The sequence below is a fragment of the Desulfosporomusa polytropa genome (assembly GCF_055380075.1).
This window is the reverse complement of the sequence record NZ_AP042400.1, coordinates 3,678,401-3,697,123: the sequence shown is the minus strand read 5'-3', so window position 1 is coordinate 3,697,123 and position 18,723 is coordinate 3,678,401. Positions and strand designations below refer to the sequence as shown.

The 18,723-nt window shown below is 42.7% G+C and carries 12 protein-coding genes; 4 read left to right on the top strand and 8 right to left on the bottom strand.

Annotated elements, in window-relative coordinates:
- Positions 1-46 precede the first annotated feature (46 nt).
- The 3 genes from ACZ449_RS18960 to ACZ449_RS18950 all read left to right on the top strand — a co-directional run bounded on the left by ACZ449_RS18960 (position 47) and on the right by ACZ449_RS18950 (position 4,467).
- Entirely contained in the window at positions 47-2,272 is a 2,226-nt protein-coding gene (locus ACZ449_RS18960) for a glycosyltransferase (RefSeq protein WP_464257622.1), read from the top strand.
- Positions 2,273-2,340: 68 nt separating this feature from the next.
- A complete protein-coding gene (locus ACZ449_RS18955; protein WP_464257621.1) occupies positions 2,341-3,006 on the top strand; it encodes a glycosyltransferase family protein in 666 nt (221 codons plus the stop codon).
- A 72-nt stretch (positions 3,007-3,078) separates the two neighbouring features.
- Positions 3,079-4,467 (top strand): glycosyltransferase family 4 protein, encoded by a 1,389-nt coding sequence (locus ACZ449_RS18950; protein WP_464257620.1) that lies wholly within the window; start codon positions 3,079-3,081, stop codon positions 4,465-4,467.
- A 76-nt stretch (positions 4,468-4,543) separates the two neighbouring features.
- Here the strand turns inward: ACZ449_RS18950 and ACZ449_RS18945 are convergent, their stop codons facing one another.
- The 6 genes from ACZ449_RS18945 to ACZ449_RS18920 all read right to left on the bottom strand — a co-directional run bounded on the left by ACZ449_RS18945 (position 4,544) and on the right by ACZ449_RS18920 (position 14,001).
- On the bottom strand, positions 4,544-5,818 hold the full coding sequence (locus ACZ449_RS18945; RefSeq protein ID WP_464257619.1) for a glycosyltransferase family 4 protein: 1,275 nt from the start codon (positions 5,816-5,818) through the stop codon (positions 4,544-4,546).
- Between the two features lie 6 nt (positions 5,819-5,824).
- The gene (locus tag ACZ449_RS18940; protein WP_464257618.1) at positions 5,825-7,402 is read right to left on the bottom strand and encodes a hypothetical protein; all 1,578 of its coding nucleotides are present in this window, start codon (positions 7,400-7,402) and stop codon (positions 5,825-5,827) included.
- 92 nt (positions 7,403-7,494) lie between these two features.
- On the bottom strand, positions 7,495-8,475 hold the full coding sequence (locus ACZ449_RS18935) for an FkbM family methyltransferase (RefSeq protein ID WP_464257617.1): 981 nt from the start codon (positions 8,473-8,475) through the stop codon (positions 7,495-7,497).
- A 90-nt stretch (positions 8,476-8,565) separates the two neighbouring features.
- The gene (locus tag ACZ449_RS18930; protein ID WP_464257616.1) at positions 8,566-9,534 is read right to left on the bottom strand and encodes a class I SAM-dependent methyltransferase; all 969 of its coding nucleotides are present in this window, start codon (positions 9,532-9,534) and stop codon (positions 8,566-8,568) included.
- A 200-nt stretch (positions 9,535-9,734) separates the two neighbouring features.
- Positions 9,735-11,489, bottom strand: coding sequence for a peptidase G2 autoproteolytic cleavage domain-containing protein (locus ACZ449_RS18925; RefSeq protein WP_464257615.1), 1,755 nt, complete (start codon positions 11,487-11,489; stop codon positions 9,735-9,737).
- Between the two features lie 76 nt (positions 11,490-11,565).
- Positions 11,566-14,001, bottom strand: coding sequence for a glycosyltransferase (locus ACZ449_RS18920; RefSeq protein WP_464257614.1), 2,436 nt, complete (start codon positions 13,999-14,001; stop codon positions 11,566-11,568).
- Positions 14,002-14,280: 279 nt separating this feature from the next.
- On the opposite strand from ACZ449_RS18920, the gene ACZ449_RS18915 reads away from it, so the two are divergent.
- Positions 14,281-16,383: a glycosyltransferase gene (locus tag ACZ449_RS18915; protein WP_464257613.1), complete on the top strand. Its 2,103-nt coding sequence runs from the start codon at positions 14,281-14,283 to the stop codon at positions 16,381-16,383.
- Between the two features lie 72 nt (positions 16,384-16,455).
- On the opposite strand, the gene gmd (ACZ449_RS18910) is transcribed toward ACZ449_RS18915, so the two are convergent.
- Both gmd (ACZ449_RS18910) and gmd (ACZ449_RS18905) read right to left on the bottom strand, forming a co-directional pair.
- Positions 16,456-17,517 carry a GDP-mannose 4,6-dehydratase gene (gene gmd, locus ACZ449_RS18910; protein WP_464257612.1) on the bottom strand — a complete coding sequence of 354 codons (1,062 nt, stop codon included), beginning with the start codon at positions 17,515-17,517 and terminating at the stop codon, positions 16,456-16,458.
- A 63-nt stretch (positions 17,518-17,580) separates the two neighbouring features.
- A complete protein-coding gene (gene gmd, locus ACZ449_RS18905) occupies positions 17,581-18,669 on the bottom strand; it encodes a GDP-mannose 4,6-dehydratase (RefSeq protein WP_464257611.1) in 1,089 nt (362 codons plus the stop codon).
- Positions 18,670-18,723: the final 54 nt, after the last annotated feature.

Genomic DNA, 18,723 nt, shown 5'->3' with positions numbered 1-18,723 from the left:
GAATTGCAGAGTTAAATTATGAGCCTATAATAAAGGAGGTCTCAGAGTGGACTGCTGTCTTACCAGTATCATTGTCATAACCTACAACAAGCTAGAGTATAACAAGCTTTGCATTGAGAGTATTAAACAGTATACACAGCCGGACTCTTATGAACTTATAGTTATAGACAACCACTCAACCGATGGCACGGTTGAGTGGTTGCAAGGCCAGCAAGATATAAGATTAATTCTAAACAGTGAGAATGCCGGTTTCCCTGTAGGCTGCAATCAAGGGTTAAAAGCGGCTAAGGGAAATAGTATTCTTTTATTAAACAACGACACTATTGCGACGCCTAACTGGTTAACTAACCTTATCAAGTGTTTATACAGTTCCAGCGATATTGGTGCAGTTGGTGCAGTTACCAACTCGTGCTCAAATTTTCAAAGCATTCCATGGGAATATACCTGTGTGGAAGAAATGATAAGGTTTGCCACACAGGTGAACATTTCTAATTCAGAACTTTGGGAAGACAGAGCGCGGTTAGTTGGTTACTGCCTGTTAGTTAAGGCTGAAGTAATCAGTAAGATTGGGTTGTTGGATGAGACATTTTCTCCTGGGAATTACGAGGATGACGACTATTGTATGCGTATCAGAAATGCCGGTTATCGCTTAGTCTTATGCAGGGATACTTTTATTCATCATTTTGGCAGTGTATCTTTTAGAGAGCAGGCTAATCAATTAAACAACCTATTGGAAAATAATAAACAGAAGTTTATCGAAAAATGGGGCTTGCCTCCGCACTTGGCTGCGCCATACGAGCTTACCCAAGACCTAATGGTAAGAAACTGGTTTTCTTATCAATATGAATATAGCTATTTTCAGTTCTGGATAGAAAATACAAGAAGGAAATTTTTTTCGTATATAGATAAAGCTGAATTTGCTTTGTTGTCAGGTAATTTAGAGAAGGCCGCGGTATTAGTTAAACAAGCAGCAGATTATGCATATCACTCTCATCCAGGGTTTTTCGTTTCGCCAAGGTTAGAACTAATTCTTCGCGAAATTGCAACCAAACTAAATGGTCGTGCAGCTATACAAGTACCACCCAAAAATACTGAGAAGAGAAATATTATACATGTATTAAGTCAAGGTTACGCAGCTAGTAGTCACACAAGAACAATAGAGCGCTGGATATGCATGGATTCTGAATCAGTTCACTCTGTAATAGTTACTCTCAATAGTACAACTGTTCCTCAATCGTTAAAGGACGCAGCAATTCACTCTGGCGGCTGGTACACTACGCTTGACACTGCCAAGTATAGTCTGTGTAAAAAGGCAAAAATACTGCGTAATGCAGCAGCTATGTGGGCAGATGTAATTGTTTTGCATATTCATCCCCATGACCCGGTTGCACCGATAGCTTTTGGTGTTGCAGGCGATCAACCCGTGGTTTTTGTCAATCATGCGGATCATGCTTTTACTATAGGCATGAGTGTAGCAGACATAATAGCTGATCATAGGGCTGTTGGTCAAGAAATAACTTTATCCCGCAGAAACATGAATAATTCCTTTAGACTACCGATGCCTTTGAGCATACCGCAAAATCTACCTGATAAACAAACCTCGAAAAGGGAGCTAGGAATAGACGAGGACAGGATAGTCTTCTTGACAATTGCTTCACCCCATCAATTGATAGCTTGTGGAGAATATAGCTTTTCTCATTTGATTAGAGAGTTGATTAATAGACACCCAAATATCGAGCTTTTAGTCGTAGGGCCCTCTGATATTGGAGAATGGACACAACTCAAACGGCTAAGTAACGGACGAATAAGAGTTTTTGATATCCAGCAGGATTTGAATAAATTCTACAGTGCGGCTGACATATATCTAGATTCGCTACCTGTAGGGTCGCTTGCAACAGTACTTGAAGCAGGTGCTCTGGGTATTCCCGTTGTTGGTATGGCGATAGGTTTTTCGGAACATTTTAGCAATGACATATTACCTAATATTATAAAAACACATTTTTCTAACTTGGAAGAATTGTTAATGCTTATTGATAAATTAGTAAATGATGAAGATTACCGTAGTAACCAAGGGACTTGCCAAAAATCTGCCATACTTCAGCAGCATTATTTAGAATGGGGGGAAGTTTCAAATAAATTATACTCTCTCCTGCCTATTACTCATAAACCTGCTGAAATACCGGTTATATCAGAACAGACCGCTACTAACAGTGATATTGTTTGGGCGTACTTTCAATGTCGATCTGGATTAAGCCGTTCAAGCTTTAGCTAAAGAGGGGGGGGGACTATGCAAACTAAAGTTTATGAAAGATTATATTAAAAACTATAAGGGAGGTAACCATGAACGCAAGTAAAATTTGTTTCATAACATGCGTTACTAGTGATGAACTCTATCTAAAATGTCTGTCCAATATTAGTAATCTGGATGTTCCAGCAGGCTATGAGATAGAGACGCTCTCTATAAAAGATGCTGATTCCATGGCAAATGGCTACAATAGAGCTATCTGTCATAATGATGCCAAATATAAGGTGTATTTACATCAAGATGTATTCATTATTAATAAATCATTTATTCAAGACTTTTTAACTGTTTTTAGCGATGAAAAAGTAGGTATGATTGGAGTCGTTGGTAGTGCCCAGATTCCTCGTAATGGTGTCTGGTGGGAGTCACGCGATAACTTTGGCAAAGTATATGAAAGTCATATCGGGATAATGCGTTTATTATCATTTAAAAACGTCGAATCAAAATTTAAAGAAGTGCAATGTATAGATGGTCTTATTATGATAACTCAATATGATGTACCGTGGCGCGAGGATATTTTCACCGGCTGGCATTTTTATGACCTATCACAAAGTTTAGAATTTATACGAGCTGGCTATAAGGTAATCGTTCCTCGGCAGAATAAGCCGTGGTGCATCCACGATTGCGGGCTGACACTTGTTAGTAATGACTTTCATAGCTATCGCCAACTATTTTTAAACGAGTATGGCAGAGATTTAAATTAGTCTACTAAAAAGTTTGATACAAAAAGAAGGCAATACGAAACAATAAACCGGCACAAAGAAAGAAGGGTGCTGATGCGAATTATTATTGACTTGCAGGGGGCACAATCAGAAAGCCGCTTTCGTGGAATTGGTCGCTATAGTATTTCACTAGCTAAGGCGATAGTGCGTAATCGTGGAACTCATGAATTTTTTATTTTACTAAATGAACTTTTTCCAGATACAATTGAAGAAATTAGAGAGTCATTTACTGGAATCCTGCCTAAGCATCATATTATGGTTTTTGGTGCAGTAGGACCTGTTAATGAATTGAACATAAAAAATGAATGGCGAGTACTTGCTTCAGAGTTACTGCGAGAAAAGCTCATTAAGGATCTTGATCCTGATATTTTACTAGTGAGCAGCCTGTTTGAAGGGGCAACGAATAATACAATCTCTTCAGTTGGTAAAATTTTTCCTGAAATTCAAACTGCTGTAATCTTCTACGATCTTATTCCTTTGCTGTATCCCAAGACCTATCTTGCCGGGGGATCTGCAAAAAAATGGTACTATAGAAAACTAGAATTTTTAAAACAGGCGGATTTGTTGTTGGCAATCTCTAAATCAGCTCAAAAAGAAGCCATTGAGCAACTTGGTATTGAAGAAGAGCGAATTATTAGTATATCCTCAGCAGCCGATGCTGCATTTTCAAAGGTAGATATATCTGCCGAAACTATTGCAATGTTACGTACTCGCTTTGGTATACAGCGAAGTTTTCTTATGTATACGAGCGTGTTTGAACCACGCAAAAATTTTGAAGGTTTGATCAAGGCTTTCGGTCTTTTGCCAACAGCCTTGCGAAAAGAGTATCAATTGGTGCTAGTTTGTACCTTGGGTAATGAACAGAGAAAAATCTTTCGTAATGTTGCAACCAAAGCTGGATTGGATCAAGATGATTTGGTTTTAACAGGCTACGTATCAGACGAGGAGTTGCTGATACTTTATTCATCATGTCATTTATTCATCTTCCCCTCGTTTCATGAAGGCTTTGGCCTACCTGCTTTAGAGGCAATGTCTTGCGGTGCGGCTACAATAGGATCTTCTACAAGTAGTATTCCCGAGGTTATTGGTAGAGAAGACGCGCTTTTTGATCCTGCATCACCGGAGAGTATGGCCTGTTTGATTGAGCGCGTACTTACAAATCCATCATTCTGGCAATCGCTTAAACAACATGCAGTAAATCAGTCAAGACAATTCAGTTGGGATAAATCTGCAATTATTGCGATTTCGGCATTAGAGAAAATATATAAAGAAAAAGTTGAGGAAGATTGTAATAGCTATCTAAAGCTGATTGATGAAATATCACGGATAGATAGTAAAATTAAGCCAACGAATCAGGATATTATTACTACTGAGGCTGCCATTGCGCAAAACGAAAAACTGGCGTATAGAATGAAGAGATATTTTGAAATGACCATATCATAGCAAGAAAGGAAAAGACGCCGCTGGTACTACTGCACAACACAGTAGCACCAGCGGCGTCACCACTTGGATGGTATGGTCAATGAAGGCAATGAATATACCAATTTCCCTGTAACAAAACATCGAGAAGATTTGCAGTACTTTCAGCCCATGACAACACCGGCATATCCCCGGATAATGGCACAATCTCTTTTTCGTAGAGCTTCATCCATTGCATAATTGCTTCGCTTAGACTATTCGCATCTAAACCGGTGAAATAATAAGCATGCTGTCCTGCAATCTCACGAAACACAGGAATATCACGTGCTACAATTGGCAGCTTGCGCTTTGCAGCTTCAACAAGCGGTAATCCAAACCCCTCGCCTTCAGAAGCAAGAAGCAGGCAAGTAGCGGCGCCATAGATCTTCTCTAAATATTCGTCACTAACGTTCCTCAACCAAAACAGTCGCTTTCCTAACTCCGGATGATTTCTCAATCGGTTCACTAACGTATTCACCATCCAGCCCCAATTACCCACAATGAATAAATTGACTTGTATGTTATCTTTCCAAAGTTTTTCGAAAGCAGCCAGCGTCTGTGCATGTCCTTTACGTGGTTCTATAGTACCCACCATCAAAAAACTGGGGTTCTTCTCCATCTTTGATAGGATCATTTCTACATCATTTGGCAAACCAAACGTTGGTGCAGATCGCTCTATGTCAGAACCAAGATGAAACCAGCCAATCGGAAACGGTTGCAGGCGATCGACCACGTTGTTGTTCATCCATTCATGTAGATCATCAGCTACTGAGCGAGAGATGCATATAGCTCCGTCGAAAGAGGTTATCGTTTGAAGCCATCTATTGTGAGCAGTATATACACTGTTAGCAAACACTTGTGGCATTAAAACCGGCAGTAAATCATACACTACGAAATACACGTGCGCGCCAAATCCTTTAATGTCGGTTAAAAAAGTTCTTTGGGCAAATACAATTATTGGTTGCCAATCTAGACCGAGGAAAACATCTCCCTGCGCCACTTCAATGGGGGCATCTTCTATCCGTCCACACGGACAGTCCAGGAAGCGTAATGTGAAATTCCTTGCATAGCGATATCCTAATTTGCAATTAGTTGCGAAAATTGGCTCAACCCTATATCCTTGAGGTGGATTTTCCAGTAATTCTTTTAATATGCTTCTGGTAACGCGATGTATTCCAGTTTTTAAATCCATTTGGACTAATGCTGATATATCTACTAACAGCTGTCGGGATGGCCTTTTGTCCGATTGATTTTGCGTAATATGCTGTGCTGATACTATAGCTTGTGCCTCCTGCAGATCAATTCGCATCCATGACTCTCCTTCTTCTGTGCTCATGTCAATTCACCTATAAATGAAAACGGCTTCAATGAATCCGAGCCCAAGTATTCGGGCATCGTCTGATAGACCAAGCTCTTGCGGTGACTTAGCGTTAGGTATTTCAAATTGTAATAGATAAAATTTATCACACTGTTCCGGTAATGCCAAATTAATCAAAACTGGCTGGTTATCGCTCAAACTAATGAAAAATTCAGTGACTGCTTGATTGTTCACAGTTACTTTAATATATTGCTGCGGCAGCAAGGAATTGACATATGCCTGTAACTTAAATTGAATGAATGCAGGCTGGCATATTGCTTCAGAGGGTATAATTAGCTCTGCGCAACACCCATCTGCCCAAGTTCCCCAGTTCTCCGCATCAAGGAATCCGTCGCCGGTGTATAAAAAACTATTTCCAGAGGACCGAAAATCTATGGTAGTGACTTGCTTGCGTAAGTCATTGTATTCAATTCGCTTCCAGGGTCTGGGGAGAACAACTGTCGACTGAACAGATAACTTGCGGCGCAAAATAGGATCCAATTGATCGTACGCCCAACCGCCGAACAGGCTGCGAAAAAGATTGGGTGCTTTAAACTCGCTGTTTGAACATCTACCTGCTGGCATAAGCCGATTAAGACCAAAGATTTGTTTCCAGAAATCGACTGATAGGATCGAATGCCCGAGAGAATAAACTTTGGCATCACTGGCGACCAAAGAGCCCCCCGGCCTTAATGGCTCTCCTAATAAAAAGTGCACGTCTTTATTAAAATATCTCGCTTCTACACCCAGCGAACTGCTTAATGTCAGGACCAGTTTGATATTTTCATGACTTAGCAGGGAATAGCTGTTGTAATTGACGATTGTTCCCCTGCCAAGGTTATGAAGCAGATAAATCATTTGATCAGCCATACCTAACGGGTGGGGACACATAAGGATATCGGAACACTGCGCTGTGAGTTCTTGAATCCTCGCACAATAATCCCGCACCTTGACCGTTCTACCAGCTTGAATGACAGATGCATCGTTGCTCGTCTGTCCAACAAACATTGCCGATTCCGGCTGAATAAAGGACTGATCCGCTATATCCCCAATACATAAAGCCCGCAGTACATTCGCGTAATCATACGCGCAGTCGAGTTGAAATGACCATCGATGTAAGACATTACTTATAGCATCATTATTTGTACTAACTGCAATTAAAAGATCAGGTAGAAACCGTACGGGATGAACAAAGAAGTTCATATAGGGAATACCATGCTTAGAAAGCCACCTGGACATACTTGGGGCTATCTCAAACCCTATCACCAAATCACCTTCAGATGGTAATAATGATTGAATCCATTGGGGTAGCTCCACAGTTTCTTCCTGAAGCTGAATCCAGGACTGAGTAGTCGATATTTCCAGTTCCTCAAGCTTTTTAACATGGCTGTTGAAATCACTGGTGAGCGAATAGAAGAACTTAGGCATTGTACCGGTTGCCAAGGCGATAGGGTTACTTAATAGTCTATACAGGACTCGAAAAGCGAAGTGAATGTGAGGTGAACGCAAGAAATCTCCCAAGAACACAACTTGGTTTGATTTCGGAAGACCTGCTCTCATCATGAAATCTCCTTTACCTGAGTATGCAGAATCTCTAATTTATTAAGCTACTTTTCCTGTGATTCACCTTTAATGACTTTGCTAACAATACAAGGCTAGTTGTTGTTCAACTTGCTTACTAGGCTGCTATATATTGCCACACAATATGGCTGGTTGAATCTTTTCAGGTGGTCTAAGAAACTAGATATTTTAGCATGCTGCTGCAGTTTTTCAACATGCAGTATAGTCCAAGCGTAATAATAGACTTCACATGGATTTGAGCTTTTTCTGGCCTCTTTAAAAAACAAACTATCCATTTCGGAGCTGCCTTCCAAGATGGTTTTCCCATTTAAGATTGATAAATTAGATTCATGAATCATAAGAAAATCCACTACACATTTAGGCTGTAACCGACAATTTACTTTCTCAGCCGTGTTTTGATTTTTGATAATATAGGGATGATAACCAAGGCTTGAAAAAAAATCAAAAAAATCATCCATTGTTCGCTGTGACCAAGATAGGCACCACCCATTAAACTCAGTATATATTGGCGGATAGCTGGCGATTTCTAAAAAGCGTGACATTCCCTTGACTACTTCGATCTCGGATCCTTCAACATCTATTTTAATTAAATTCACATTGGCAGCATCAATATGCTGGCTCCAGTCGTCAATGCTAATCCCATTAATCAGGGAGTCATTTTCATGATTAAAGAATGTGTTAACTAGGTGACCAAAAGGTCCGTCATTATGAAAGAAATATACGCCGCTTTTTTCAGTCACGGCACTTGGTATAATTGTAACGTCAAATTGATTATACTCTTGCGCTTTTTCCATTTGCGCTGCATTGTCGATGTTAGCTTCAAAAGCATATACTTTGTATCCATTTGCGCCAAAAACAAATGAAAAAATTCCAAGATTAGCCCCGATATCTAGAAAAATGCCTTGTGGATTGTAGAATTTGAGTAAGTGAACTGATTGATATAAGAGTGCAGCATTCTTTGCTTTCAACTCTTTGGAAATTGGATCAGTGTTATTTTTGTTTACAAAAAACCCAATATCATTGCTGCCATCAGATAGAACGTAAAGATCGTCCATCTCTTCATCCCCTTTTTGTCAAAACTCGTAACTGTTGTTTTTAAGATCTAAGAACACCCGATTTTTGAGAGTTCCTCTGTGTCCCTCAAGTCATTCTCCTTTGCCTGAGAAGGTTTTTTTTATAAAGGTACGGGTCAGGGCATAATGGGCATTTTCGTTATTACGAGCAATCTCTTTAGCAAAAGAGTCAGATCTTGCAGGTGGAGTCACAGCCCAATCATAAGGTTTTTTTAATAACAAATGAATGGAACCAAAAAGGAATCCGTCGTGATAAAGTACTAAATTCGGATATGCCGCTTCTTTATCGGCCAAAGATTGAATCGAACGGGCTGCTCCAAGAAAATCAACTAATCGCCGGCGCGTATAAAAAGTCTCATCAGAAGGGGTAATTTCAAGATCTCCGACAAGCGTTAATCCTGACGGCTTAATAATGTAATCATCAATCAGCTGTGGTGTAAACAAGATACAGTTATTATCAAACCATGGACGGTCCTCGGGGCCTTCTAAACGAAACTCGGTAGAAATTGACGCGAGCCCACCTGGTTTCAATACTCTGGCGATTTCCTGGGTAGCAGCTGCAACAGCAGCTAAGGAGCCAAAGTGTTCGATCGATCCCGAAGAGTAAATGCCGTCGAAAAAGGAAGAGGAGAGTCTAAGGCTGCGGGCATCTGTATTTACGGGGATTACATGACCCGGGGGAAACTTTATTTCTGAATACCATTGCGGCTCGAGCATCATGCCGATGGGGGATACATCCGACCAAGGTGTATTCTCCATATAGCGATCACAGGGAAACGTAATACAGCCCCTGGACGCCAGATAAAAGGTTGTTAACTCTGTGCCAGCCCCGATCCCGGCAAAGGTATTTCTTTCTTTGATCAAGCCGAATTCTTCAAAAGCTCGTATCGCCATTGCACATTCCCAGTGCTTTGAATCGGGAATAACCTTGGGAGCCTTAATCCCAAAACGCTGCATCTCGACTGCTGCGAATTGTTCTAATAATGGCCGTAAATGAGAACTCTCAAAGTCTTTTAAATCGATTACTTTTGAATAGTTCATGGCTGCCTCCTAAATCTGTTTTGGAGAGTTGTAACCAGTTAGCATTGCTTGCCTTTTTTTAGACGGAAAGAGGGCTGAGAGCGGTTCTGCGCCAATACCGAATCCCAGCCCAGCCCTACTTTACCCTGTTCAAGAAGACATTGATAAGCTACACCACTTTCAAGCTAAATGCGTATACATGAGGTCATGATTATCGATTATCAACGAAACATTATCAGAATCTGAGTGTCGCTTACGCGTTCCAGCACCCGGTACCCGTTTGGCGCAGCAGTGGCAATTCCGCCGTTGCCAACGCTGCAGTAACCATTGACCTGGCAGGTGCCGTCGTGCCGCACTAGTATCTGCCCCAAAAGACCTACCGGTACCCATTCGGGCCGCCGCAGGCGGGAGATATACGTCTGGGTACTGTCCCAGGCCGGGTTTAATACCGGCCTTATTTCGGTGCGATCGGGGATGATCACATTGCCAGTGTTATCTGTCTCTGCCGGTATGACAACTTCCTCTTTCTGGATCCGTCCCCATTCGTCGGTAAGATATTTGCCCTTCCAGCGCAATTCCCCGCTGTTAGCCAGCACGGAATAGTTGATGCTGGTTACCCCCAGAATATAGTCGCCAGCTTCAGCTTCCCGGATTTTTTTGCCGTCCAGTGTGACAAAATACCCGGGAGCGATCGTCTGGCCGTCGACCGTCTCGAACGTTTCTGCGTAGTCAGCACCACCGGTAAACCACGTGCCATCAATATAGCCGTTAGTTAGACCTGTATACGGAGGAGCGGCAGAGGGATCTACGCCAATAATTTTCGCACCCAAGCCCATGAGCTGGTCTGGACCGGTACCGTTGGCCAGGAACCAGGAATAGGGGGCTTCTGCCGCACCGTACTGACCCATAATATGAGCGCCGGGATAAGAGAGTGTATTCGTATTAAAACCCTCGGCATGGGAGTTAAGGGCATCGGCAATAGTGAATCCGCCTTCTGAGTGGGAACGGATACCACTGGCAGTTGTGCTTTGGCCTTCGGCGTGCGAATATGTGCCACTGGCTAGTGTTAAAAGGCCTTCGGAGTGGGCCCCATGACCGCTATCGTTATCCACACCCGCTGTTGTGCCAAACCCTTCGGCATGGGAACCCGCGGACAGAGCTGTTGTGCCAATCCCTTCGGCATGGGAACCAAAGGTCTGAGCAGTAGTGAATCCGCCTTCTGCGTGGGAATATCCGCCCAAGGCATTCGTGGTGTTTCCCTCGGCGTGAGCCCCTAGACCGTTCTCGTTATCCACACCCGCCGTCGTGCCAATCCCTTCGGCATGGGAACACGAGGCCAGAGCTGTTGTGCTTCCGCCTTCTGCGTGGGAAGCCTCACCGCGGGCTGTTGTGGTGTTTCCCTCAGCATGGGAGGCCTCACCGCTGGCTGTTGCGTTCCCGCCTTCTGCGTGGGAAGCCACACCGCTGGCTGTTGTGGTGTCGCCCTCAGCATGGGACGCCTCACCGCTGGCCTCAGTGACATGTCCTTCCGCGTGGCTATAATTGCCGATCGATATCGTTTGGTAGCCTTCGGAATGAGAAGCCTGACCGCTGGCATTTGTTTCTGATCCTTCGGCATGGGTGGCACTGCCGCTGGCCGTTGTGAACCAGCCTTCGGCGTGGGCCGCCGTATTATTGGCCGTCGAGCTATATCCTTCACCATGAGACCAGTAGCCGCTGGCTGCAGTATTTTCCCCTTCGGCATGGGCTGCTAACCCTTCTGTTATTGTACTTGATCCCTCGGCATGAGAAGCATTGCCGTTAGCTATCGTAGCCCAACCTTCGGCATGAGCTGCGCTGCCGTCCGTTTCATTTATGCCAGCTACTGTAACAGACCCCTCGGCATGAGAGGCAAAGCTGTTTGCAGTTGTATTGAAACCTTCTGTGTGTGAAAAGGAGCCACCCCGGAGCATCGGGGTGTCTTCTGCGGTAGACATTTTAATCCCTCCTAAAGTCATGTCTATTTCAGTATATGTTACATAATCTTGGAGTGACACTGCTGTTGCCTTGATTTTATCTACCGCTTTCCCCACAAGATGAGGTACTCGTTAACAAGAAGTTTGTAACCATATTCTCAATACGATGATCGGCTTCGAACTTTTCTCGCGCTTTTATTGAGAGGCTTCTCAGCATCTCAGGTGTTCTCATAATTGTATCAAGCACTATCTCGAGCGACGCACTTATTCCATTTTCGTTAAGCACGAGCTCATTGTCTAGCCCGAATCCGCTTTGGCAGTTCGTTATAATGGGACGCCCTAGCGAAAGTTCACGCACTAGAGCATGACTCATGTGTACGCGCTCTTGCTTTCGACAAGCGACGACGATATCAGCCGCCACTAACAAGGTGTCAAAGTCCATTTCGTCATGAGATTTTTCGAAAATCAGTCTATCCTTTAAGTCTTTTGCCATGAATTGTTTGTTAATTTGTCCAAACGTCTCCTGATCAACAATTTTGCCGCTGAGCAGGAAGAAGATACGCCGGGATATTGCTGTAATGTTGCGTGTTTTTTCAATGTAGGCTGCAATTCCCTCGGCAATTTCTACAAGGTATTTGACTTTCACAATCGAACCGAAGGCACCAATTAGAACATCGTGCTCCTGTATACCATGAGAACGCCTCCAGCTTTGCGCTGCCCGGACCAGTTGTGGAATGGCCCGGTCATCAATACCCATGGGAATGTATTTTATTGACGAAACAAACGTAGTATTTATTCCGATCTCTTCTCCCCGGCATTTCTCAACCAGGGGTGAATGTGAAATTAAATGGCTGCCTTTTTCCCTCAGCCAGGCTGAACTAAAAGCTTGCTCTATCGGCATAAAGTTTTCCAGATTAGTTAAGCCTCCCGCGGTTGCGGCTTGTATGCGCGGAATTAAAGCACTGTCTAAACCGATGGTATAAGTAGTAAATAACTCACTAAATTTTCCTGAACAATAGAAATAGTACACTAAACCAAACAGGTAAACCAAATCGTGAGCAACGACAATATCGGAAGCTTTACCGAATTTCTGGAGCAATTCCACCCCAAAGCCAAGGCTATCTGAGATTGCCAGATTATAAATAACAGGATTATCAAAGTCGGGGTTATCAAGAGCAAACGATTTGTAACTTTTAATACGAACATTCGGATAAGCCGGCAGCTTTTTAGCGTTCGTGTCTGCGGTATAGAAAAGCAGTTGTTTATCAACACCTGCCGGAATAGCAGAAGAATAGTCAGCAACACCGCAAAAGTTAGCAGGTGTATTGCTGACAACCCGTACGGCCATGTCATTTCTCCAGGCCGAAAAACGGCTGACTGCATCTTCACAAGCTTTAGTAAGAATACGGGGAACCTGTTCCCAATGTGATTTAAAAAAACTGCGCAGTTTACTATAATACTCTGACCTGGCTGGTGCGGCCATAAATTGCTGGAAGCTAGCTTCATCTAGCATGCTGCTTTGTGAAGGGTGAAGAAAGCAAGCACCGGCAAAGTCGCCTCCCGTCACTAAAATTTCTCGGTTCATAGGTATGTCGATCGCGAAAACTTTTGCTTCCAGAAACAATGCCTCCAGGAAGGGTATTCCGAAGCCTTCATCGACAGATAGATGAGCAACAAGTTTTGAATTCATTTGTAACCGCAGCTTTTCAGCCTCTGTGATTGCACAGTCTAGGTTAAACAGACCAGTGCTAGTAATCTGTTTGATAGCCTTATACTGGTCCTTAGTTGGCGTAGTAATATTGACAGGTTCACCTGCTATTTCGGAGGCTTGTTTTAGTAATGCAAGAGCTTGCGTAGTATTTTTGGATCTATGCGAGCCTAGGATTGAAAATATGTTGTGCCGCAGAGTCTTGTCTGAGGCACAGGGGACTTGATACTCCGGTGACAGGTTGGGGTATATAACCGTAATTCGTTCCCTGTCCAATCCGAGATAGCGCACTAGGTGCTCTTTTACGGTTGCAGAAATTGTGATAACCCCATCAGCCTTACGCAGCCGGTCCAGACTATTGTGGTAACATTCAACCAGTACGGGAGAGCGTAGATAATAGGACGGGTATCGTAACGGTATAAGATCATAGGCGATACAGAGTGTGGCGCAGTGCGTAATATCAAATCGTGCCGGTAGAATGAAGGGAGTAGCATCCACATATATCGAGAAATTGAAATCTCTGGCAGCTTTTTCGATTTCATAAGATGAAATGTGAATGTCGTCTTTGCCAAATTGATTTGGAACAATATTAATACAATGAGAGAAAGAACATTTTGTAAGAAGGGGATCATCTTCAGCTAGACGGCTATTGGCGTATAAAATCAAACAGATAACATGACCGGAGGTATGAAAATAGTCGATTAAAGCACGTACATACCTGCCCATGCCGCGATCAGCAGCCTCTGTACTAAAAACGCGCCCGTCAATTCCGACAATATGCCGGTTCTTGTGTGGGCTGCCGAAAGCAGCTTTGCCAATTACCATATGATCAGTTCCTTTACCTAAAATTGACGATTGTATGTGGAAGCGGGATACGGTGGGTTGCACTGGGTACCATGTGAAACTCTGATACATTTCAGTATATGCGTTAATCACAAAAGCGTGCGAATAAGCGCCATTGTCCAGGGAAAGCTGGCTCGCAGTATTCACAGTTTTTTCAAATATGAATACCCTAAATAAGGATATAAACATTTGAATACTAAGTCGGTAAAAAAATATGACAACCTCACGGTTGGCGAATAGAGAGAAAAAGGACTAGATAAAATGCGAGAAAAGGATCAGTACTGTCCTAGTAAAAAATGTGTAAATCAAATTTCTGCTCCTGGACGAGAGATAATAGAAGCACATAAAAGTCTTACTGATATAAATAGTGTTAAATCAGATTTGCGTATGGCTAGAGAAGAAGAACTGGAAGTCTTTTTATCAGCCAAACAACAGTTGAATTTTAGTACACCTAGCTCTCCTAAGGTAACCATAATACTCGTTTTATGGAATCAGGTCGAGTTGACGCTTGCTTGCATAAAAGCTCTTCATAGTCAAGATAACGGCAGTTTCGAAGTGTTGATTGTCAATAATGCTTCGTCAGATGCTACAGCACAGCTGTTAGCTATGATTAACGGTGTTCGCGTCATTACCAACGCTGAAAGCATGGGTTTTGTTAAGGCTGTCAATATGACGGCACACCAGGCGCACGGCCAATATTTATTATTAGTAAGCAACGCTGCAATTGTTCGCCAGGGAAGCATTCAGCAGGCAATTACCAGAATCGAATCTGCGCCTAATATTGGTGCTGTTGGCGGCAGAGTTATCTTATCTGACGGCTTGCTGCAGGAAGCCGGTTCTATGGTGTGGCAGGACGGCACATGTTCGGGTTACAAGCGTGGAGAATTGCCTGATACGAATGAAGCTATGTTTGTAAGAGATGTAGACTATTGTTCCGATGTTTTTCTGCTGACGCCGACAGAATTATTTTGTCAAATGGGCGGTTTCGATGTTAAAGATGCTCTCGCTTATTATGAAGAAATTGACTACTGTATGCGTTTATGGAAACGCGGGCTGAGGGTTGTGTACGACCCGGCTGTAGTGGTGGACCATTTTGAATATGGGAGCGCTGCTGCCAATGAGCAGGCCATATGCCAAATGGAAGTAGATAGAAATAAATTTATTAGCACCCATATTGACTTCTTGGCAAAACATCATAACTATAGTGTTAAAAACATATTGTACGCCAGGATGAACAATAATTATAAGGGGCGCGTGTTATTTATGGATGATCGTGTTCCTTTGAAAAATTTAGGAGCCGGTTATCCAAGAGCTAAAAGCATCTTACAGACAATCACCGAAAATGGCTGGTTTATTACTTTTTATCCATTAAACCAACCTAACCTAGTAGATGATTGGCTGGATATTTATGAAGCTATTCCTGACACGATCGAGGTTATACGGGGAGGGTATGGCATAAATAAACTGGAACGCTTCCTGACAGACCGGGCTGGTTATTATGATGTTTTATTTATTAGCCGGCCATCCAATATGATGAAAATAAATAAATTGTATAACAAAAGTCCGGGTTTATTTTCCGGACTAAAAATTATCTATGATGCCGAAGCAATTTGGTCAATCAGGGAGATTCAGAGGTTGAAAATACAAAGAAAGTCAATCTCGGAAAAGTACGTGGCCAAACACATTGACAATGAAGTGGCATTAGCTAAGGTCTCACATACCATTCTAGCTGTATCTAATCAAGAAGCACAGTATTTCAAGAATGCCGGATATAATGATGTTCATGTTTTAGGTCATGCATTAGCGGCTAACCCAACGCGTAAGAAATTTGAAGAAAGAAAAGATATATTGTTTGTAGGACGTATGGAGGAGGACGGCACGCCCAATGTTGATTCTGTGATGTGGTTTACAAGCGAAGTGCTGCCATTGATCAATGCCGACCGCAAGGAACGGGCTAAGTTATATTTAATTGGTAAGAATGGAGCAAAAGCGCTCAGAAAGATTAATTCTCCTGACGTAGTTTTGTTAGGCGCTATTGATGACCTTACAGATTGGTATAATAATTGCCGGATTTTTATTGCGCCGACGAGATTTGCGGCAGGCATTCCCCTCAAGGTACCTGAGGCTGCTGCGTATGGAATTCCTGTTGTGTTAACACCAATTTTAGAAAAGCAGCTGGATTGGCGGCATGAGCAAGAAGTGCTGGTTGGGGATACTGCAACAGAGTTTGCTAAGCAGTGCAGGCGTCTGTATACTGATAAAGAGCTTTGGCAGCAGCTTAGAGAAAATGCTATAAATCGGATTATCTCAGAACACGGTATTATCCACTTTGCGAATTGCCTGGAAAAAGTCCTGAATAGCTAGATGGGGCCCGCTGAAACTATAGTTTCAGCGAGGCCCCTTAATTATTTCTTGCTCCAGTCGCTAACCCAGAAATCAATTATTTATGCATAGCAAATCCCGTTGTGCATTTTTTAGATCTTCTGTAACCATCATACTCACAACGTTTTCGAGGCTGGTCTCCGATGTCCAGCCTAATTTTTCTCTTGCTTTGGTCGGATCACCTAGTAAAAGATTTACTTCAATTGGTCTAAAATAGCGAGGGTCTATATGGACAAGTTCCTTGCCGCTAGCCGGCTCTATTCCTTTCTCTTCCAATCCGGTGCCACGCCATACAATAGTAATGCCGGCATTTTTAAATGCTAACTCTACGAACTCTCGTACCGAATGAGCCTTGCCTGTGGCAATAACATAATCCTCCGGCTGCTCTTGTTGCAGCATCAGCCACATAGCTTTTACATAGTCACCGGCATAGCCCCAGTCTCGTTTGGCATCAAGATTACCAAGATATAAGCTTTCTTGTGAGCCAAGCTTAATGCGTGCTACTGCCCTGGTGATTTTACGCGTTACAAAGGACTCGCCGCGGATAGGGGACTCATGATTAAATAAAATACCATTACATGCGTATATCCCGTAAGCTTCCCGATAATTAACTGCTATCCAGTAACTGTAAATTTTAGCGGCGGCATATAGACTACGTGGATAAAAAGGTGTCGTCTCCTTTTGCGGCGTTACTTGCACCTTGCCAAATAACTCACTAGTGGATGCTTGAAAAAAACGGGTTTTTGCTGTCAATCCGAGGATTCGGATGGCCTCAAGTAGTCTCAAAGTGCCGATAGCATCAGCATTAGCTGTATCTTCTGGTGCTTCAGATGAAACTTGTACGTGACTTTGCGCAGCCAGGTTGTAAATTTCATCAGGTTGAACTTGTTCAATAATACGAATTAAATTTATAGAGTCGGTAAGATTACCATAATGAAGAGAAAAACGAATATCAGTATCGTTAATACCGTTATATACGTGAGCAGTCCGATCTGTGTTAAACTGAGAGCTTCTGCGTTTTATTCCATGTACATAATAGCCTTTTTCTAACAAAAGTTTAGCTAAGTAAGCTCCATCTTGGCCAGTGATACCGGTAATCAACGCAACCTTTTGCACAAAATATCTCCTTTCTTTTTTACTCGACAGGAGTAACTTCATACTTTGCTAATAGCACTGTTCTTACTCGCTCCAGTTACTAACCCCGAAACCGTTTTTCTTGCATAAAAGATCCCGTTGTGCATTTTTTAGATCTTCTGCAACCATCATACTTACAAGCTTTTCGAAGCTGGTCTCCGATGTCCAGTCTAATTTTTCTCTTGCTTTGCTCGGATCACCTAGTAAAAGATTCACTTCAGTTGGTCTAAAATAGCGAGGGTCTATATGGACAAGTTCCTTGCCGCTAGCCGGCTCTATTCCCTTCTCTTCCAATCCGGTGCCACGCCATACAATAGTAATGCCGGCATTTTTAAATGCTAACTCTACGAACTCTCGTACCGAATGAGTCTTGCCTGTGGCAATAACATAATCCTCCGGCTGCTCTTGTTGAAGCATCAGCCACATGGCTTTTACATAGTCACCGGCATAGCCCCAGTCTCGCTTGGCATCAAGATTACCAAGATATAAGCTTTCTTGTGAGCCAAGCTTAATGCGTGCTGCTGCCCTGGTGATTTTACGGGTTACAAAGGACTCGCCACGGATAGGGGACTCATGGTTAAATAAAATACCATTACATGCGTATATCCCGTAAGCTTCCCGATAGTTTACTGTTATCCAGTAAGCGTAAATTTTAGCGACGGCATATGGACTACGCGGATAAAAAGGGGTCGTCTCTTTTTGGGGTGTTTCTTGTACCTTCCCAAATAACTCACTAGTGGATGCTTGATATATCCGGGTCTTTGTTGTTAATCCGAGGATTCGAATGGCCTCGAGTAGCCTTAAAGTTCCAATAGCATCGGCATTAGCTGTATATTCCGGAGTTTCAAATGAAACTTGGACGTGACTTTGCGCAGCCAGGTTGTAAATTTCATCAGGTTGAACTTGTTGAATGATACGAATTAAATTTGTAGAGTCGGTAAGATCACCATAGTGGAGAAAAAAACGAATATCATTTTCGTGAATGTCTTTATATAAATGATCAATCCGATCAGTATTAGACTGAGAGCTTCTGCGTTTTATCCCATGTATATAATATCCTTTATTTAACAGAAACTCAGCCAAGTAAGCTCCATCCTGGCCAGTGATTCCGGTAATCAACGCAACCTTTTGCACAAAATACCTCCCTTCTTTTTCTAGGAGTAGGACTAATACGGCCGCATTAGTAAT

Coding starts and splice junctions, on each gene's coding strand:
- ACZ449_RS18955 (WP_464257621.1), top strand. CDS start 2,341: ATGAACGCAAGTAAAATTTGTTTCATAACATGCGTTACTAGTGATGAA.
- ACZ449_RS18950 (WP_464257620.1), top strand. CDS start 3,079: ATGCGAATTATTATTGACTTGCAGGGGGCACAATCAGAAAGCCGCTTT.
- ACZ449_RS18945 (WP_464257619.1), bottom strand. CDS start 5,818: ATGAGCACAGAAGAAGGAGAGTCATGGATGCGAATTGATCTGCAGGAG.
- ACZ449_RS18940 (WP_464257618.1), bottom strand. CDS start 7,402: ATGATGAGAGCAGGTCTTCCGAAATCAAACCAAGTTGTGTTCTTGGGA.
- ACZ449_RS18935 (WP_464257617.1), bottom strand. CDS start 8,475: ATGGACGATCTTTACGTTCTATCTGATGGCAGCAATGATATTGGGTTT.
- ACZ449_RS18930 (WP_464257616.1), bottom strand. CDS start 9,534: ATGAACTATTCAAAAGTAATCGATTTAAAAGACTTTGAGAGTTCTCAT.
- ACZ449_RS18925 (WP_464257615.1), bottom strand. CDS start 11,489: ATGTCTACCGCAGAAGACACCCCGATGCTCCGGGGTGGCTCCTTTTCA.
- ACZ449_RS18920 (WP_464257614.1), bottom strand. CDS start 14,001: ATGGTAATTGGCAAAGCTGCTTTCGGCAGCCCACACAAGAACCGGCAT.
- ACZ449_RS18915 (WP_464257613.1), top strand. CDS start 14,281: ATGCGAGAAAAGGATCAGTACTGTCCTAGTAAAAAATGTGTAAATCAA.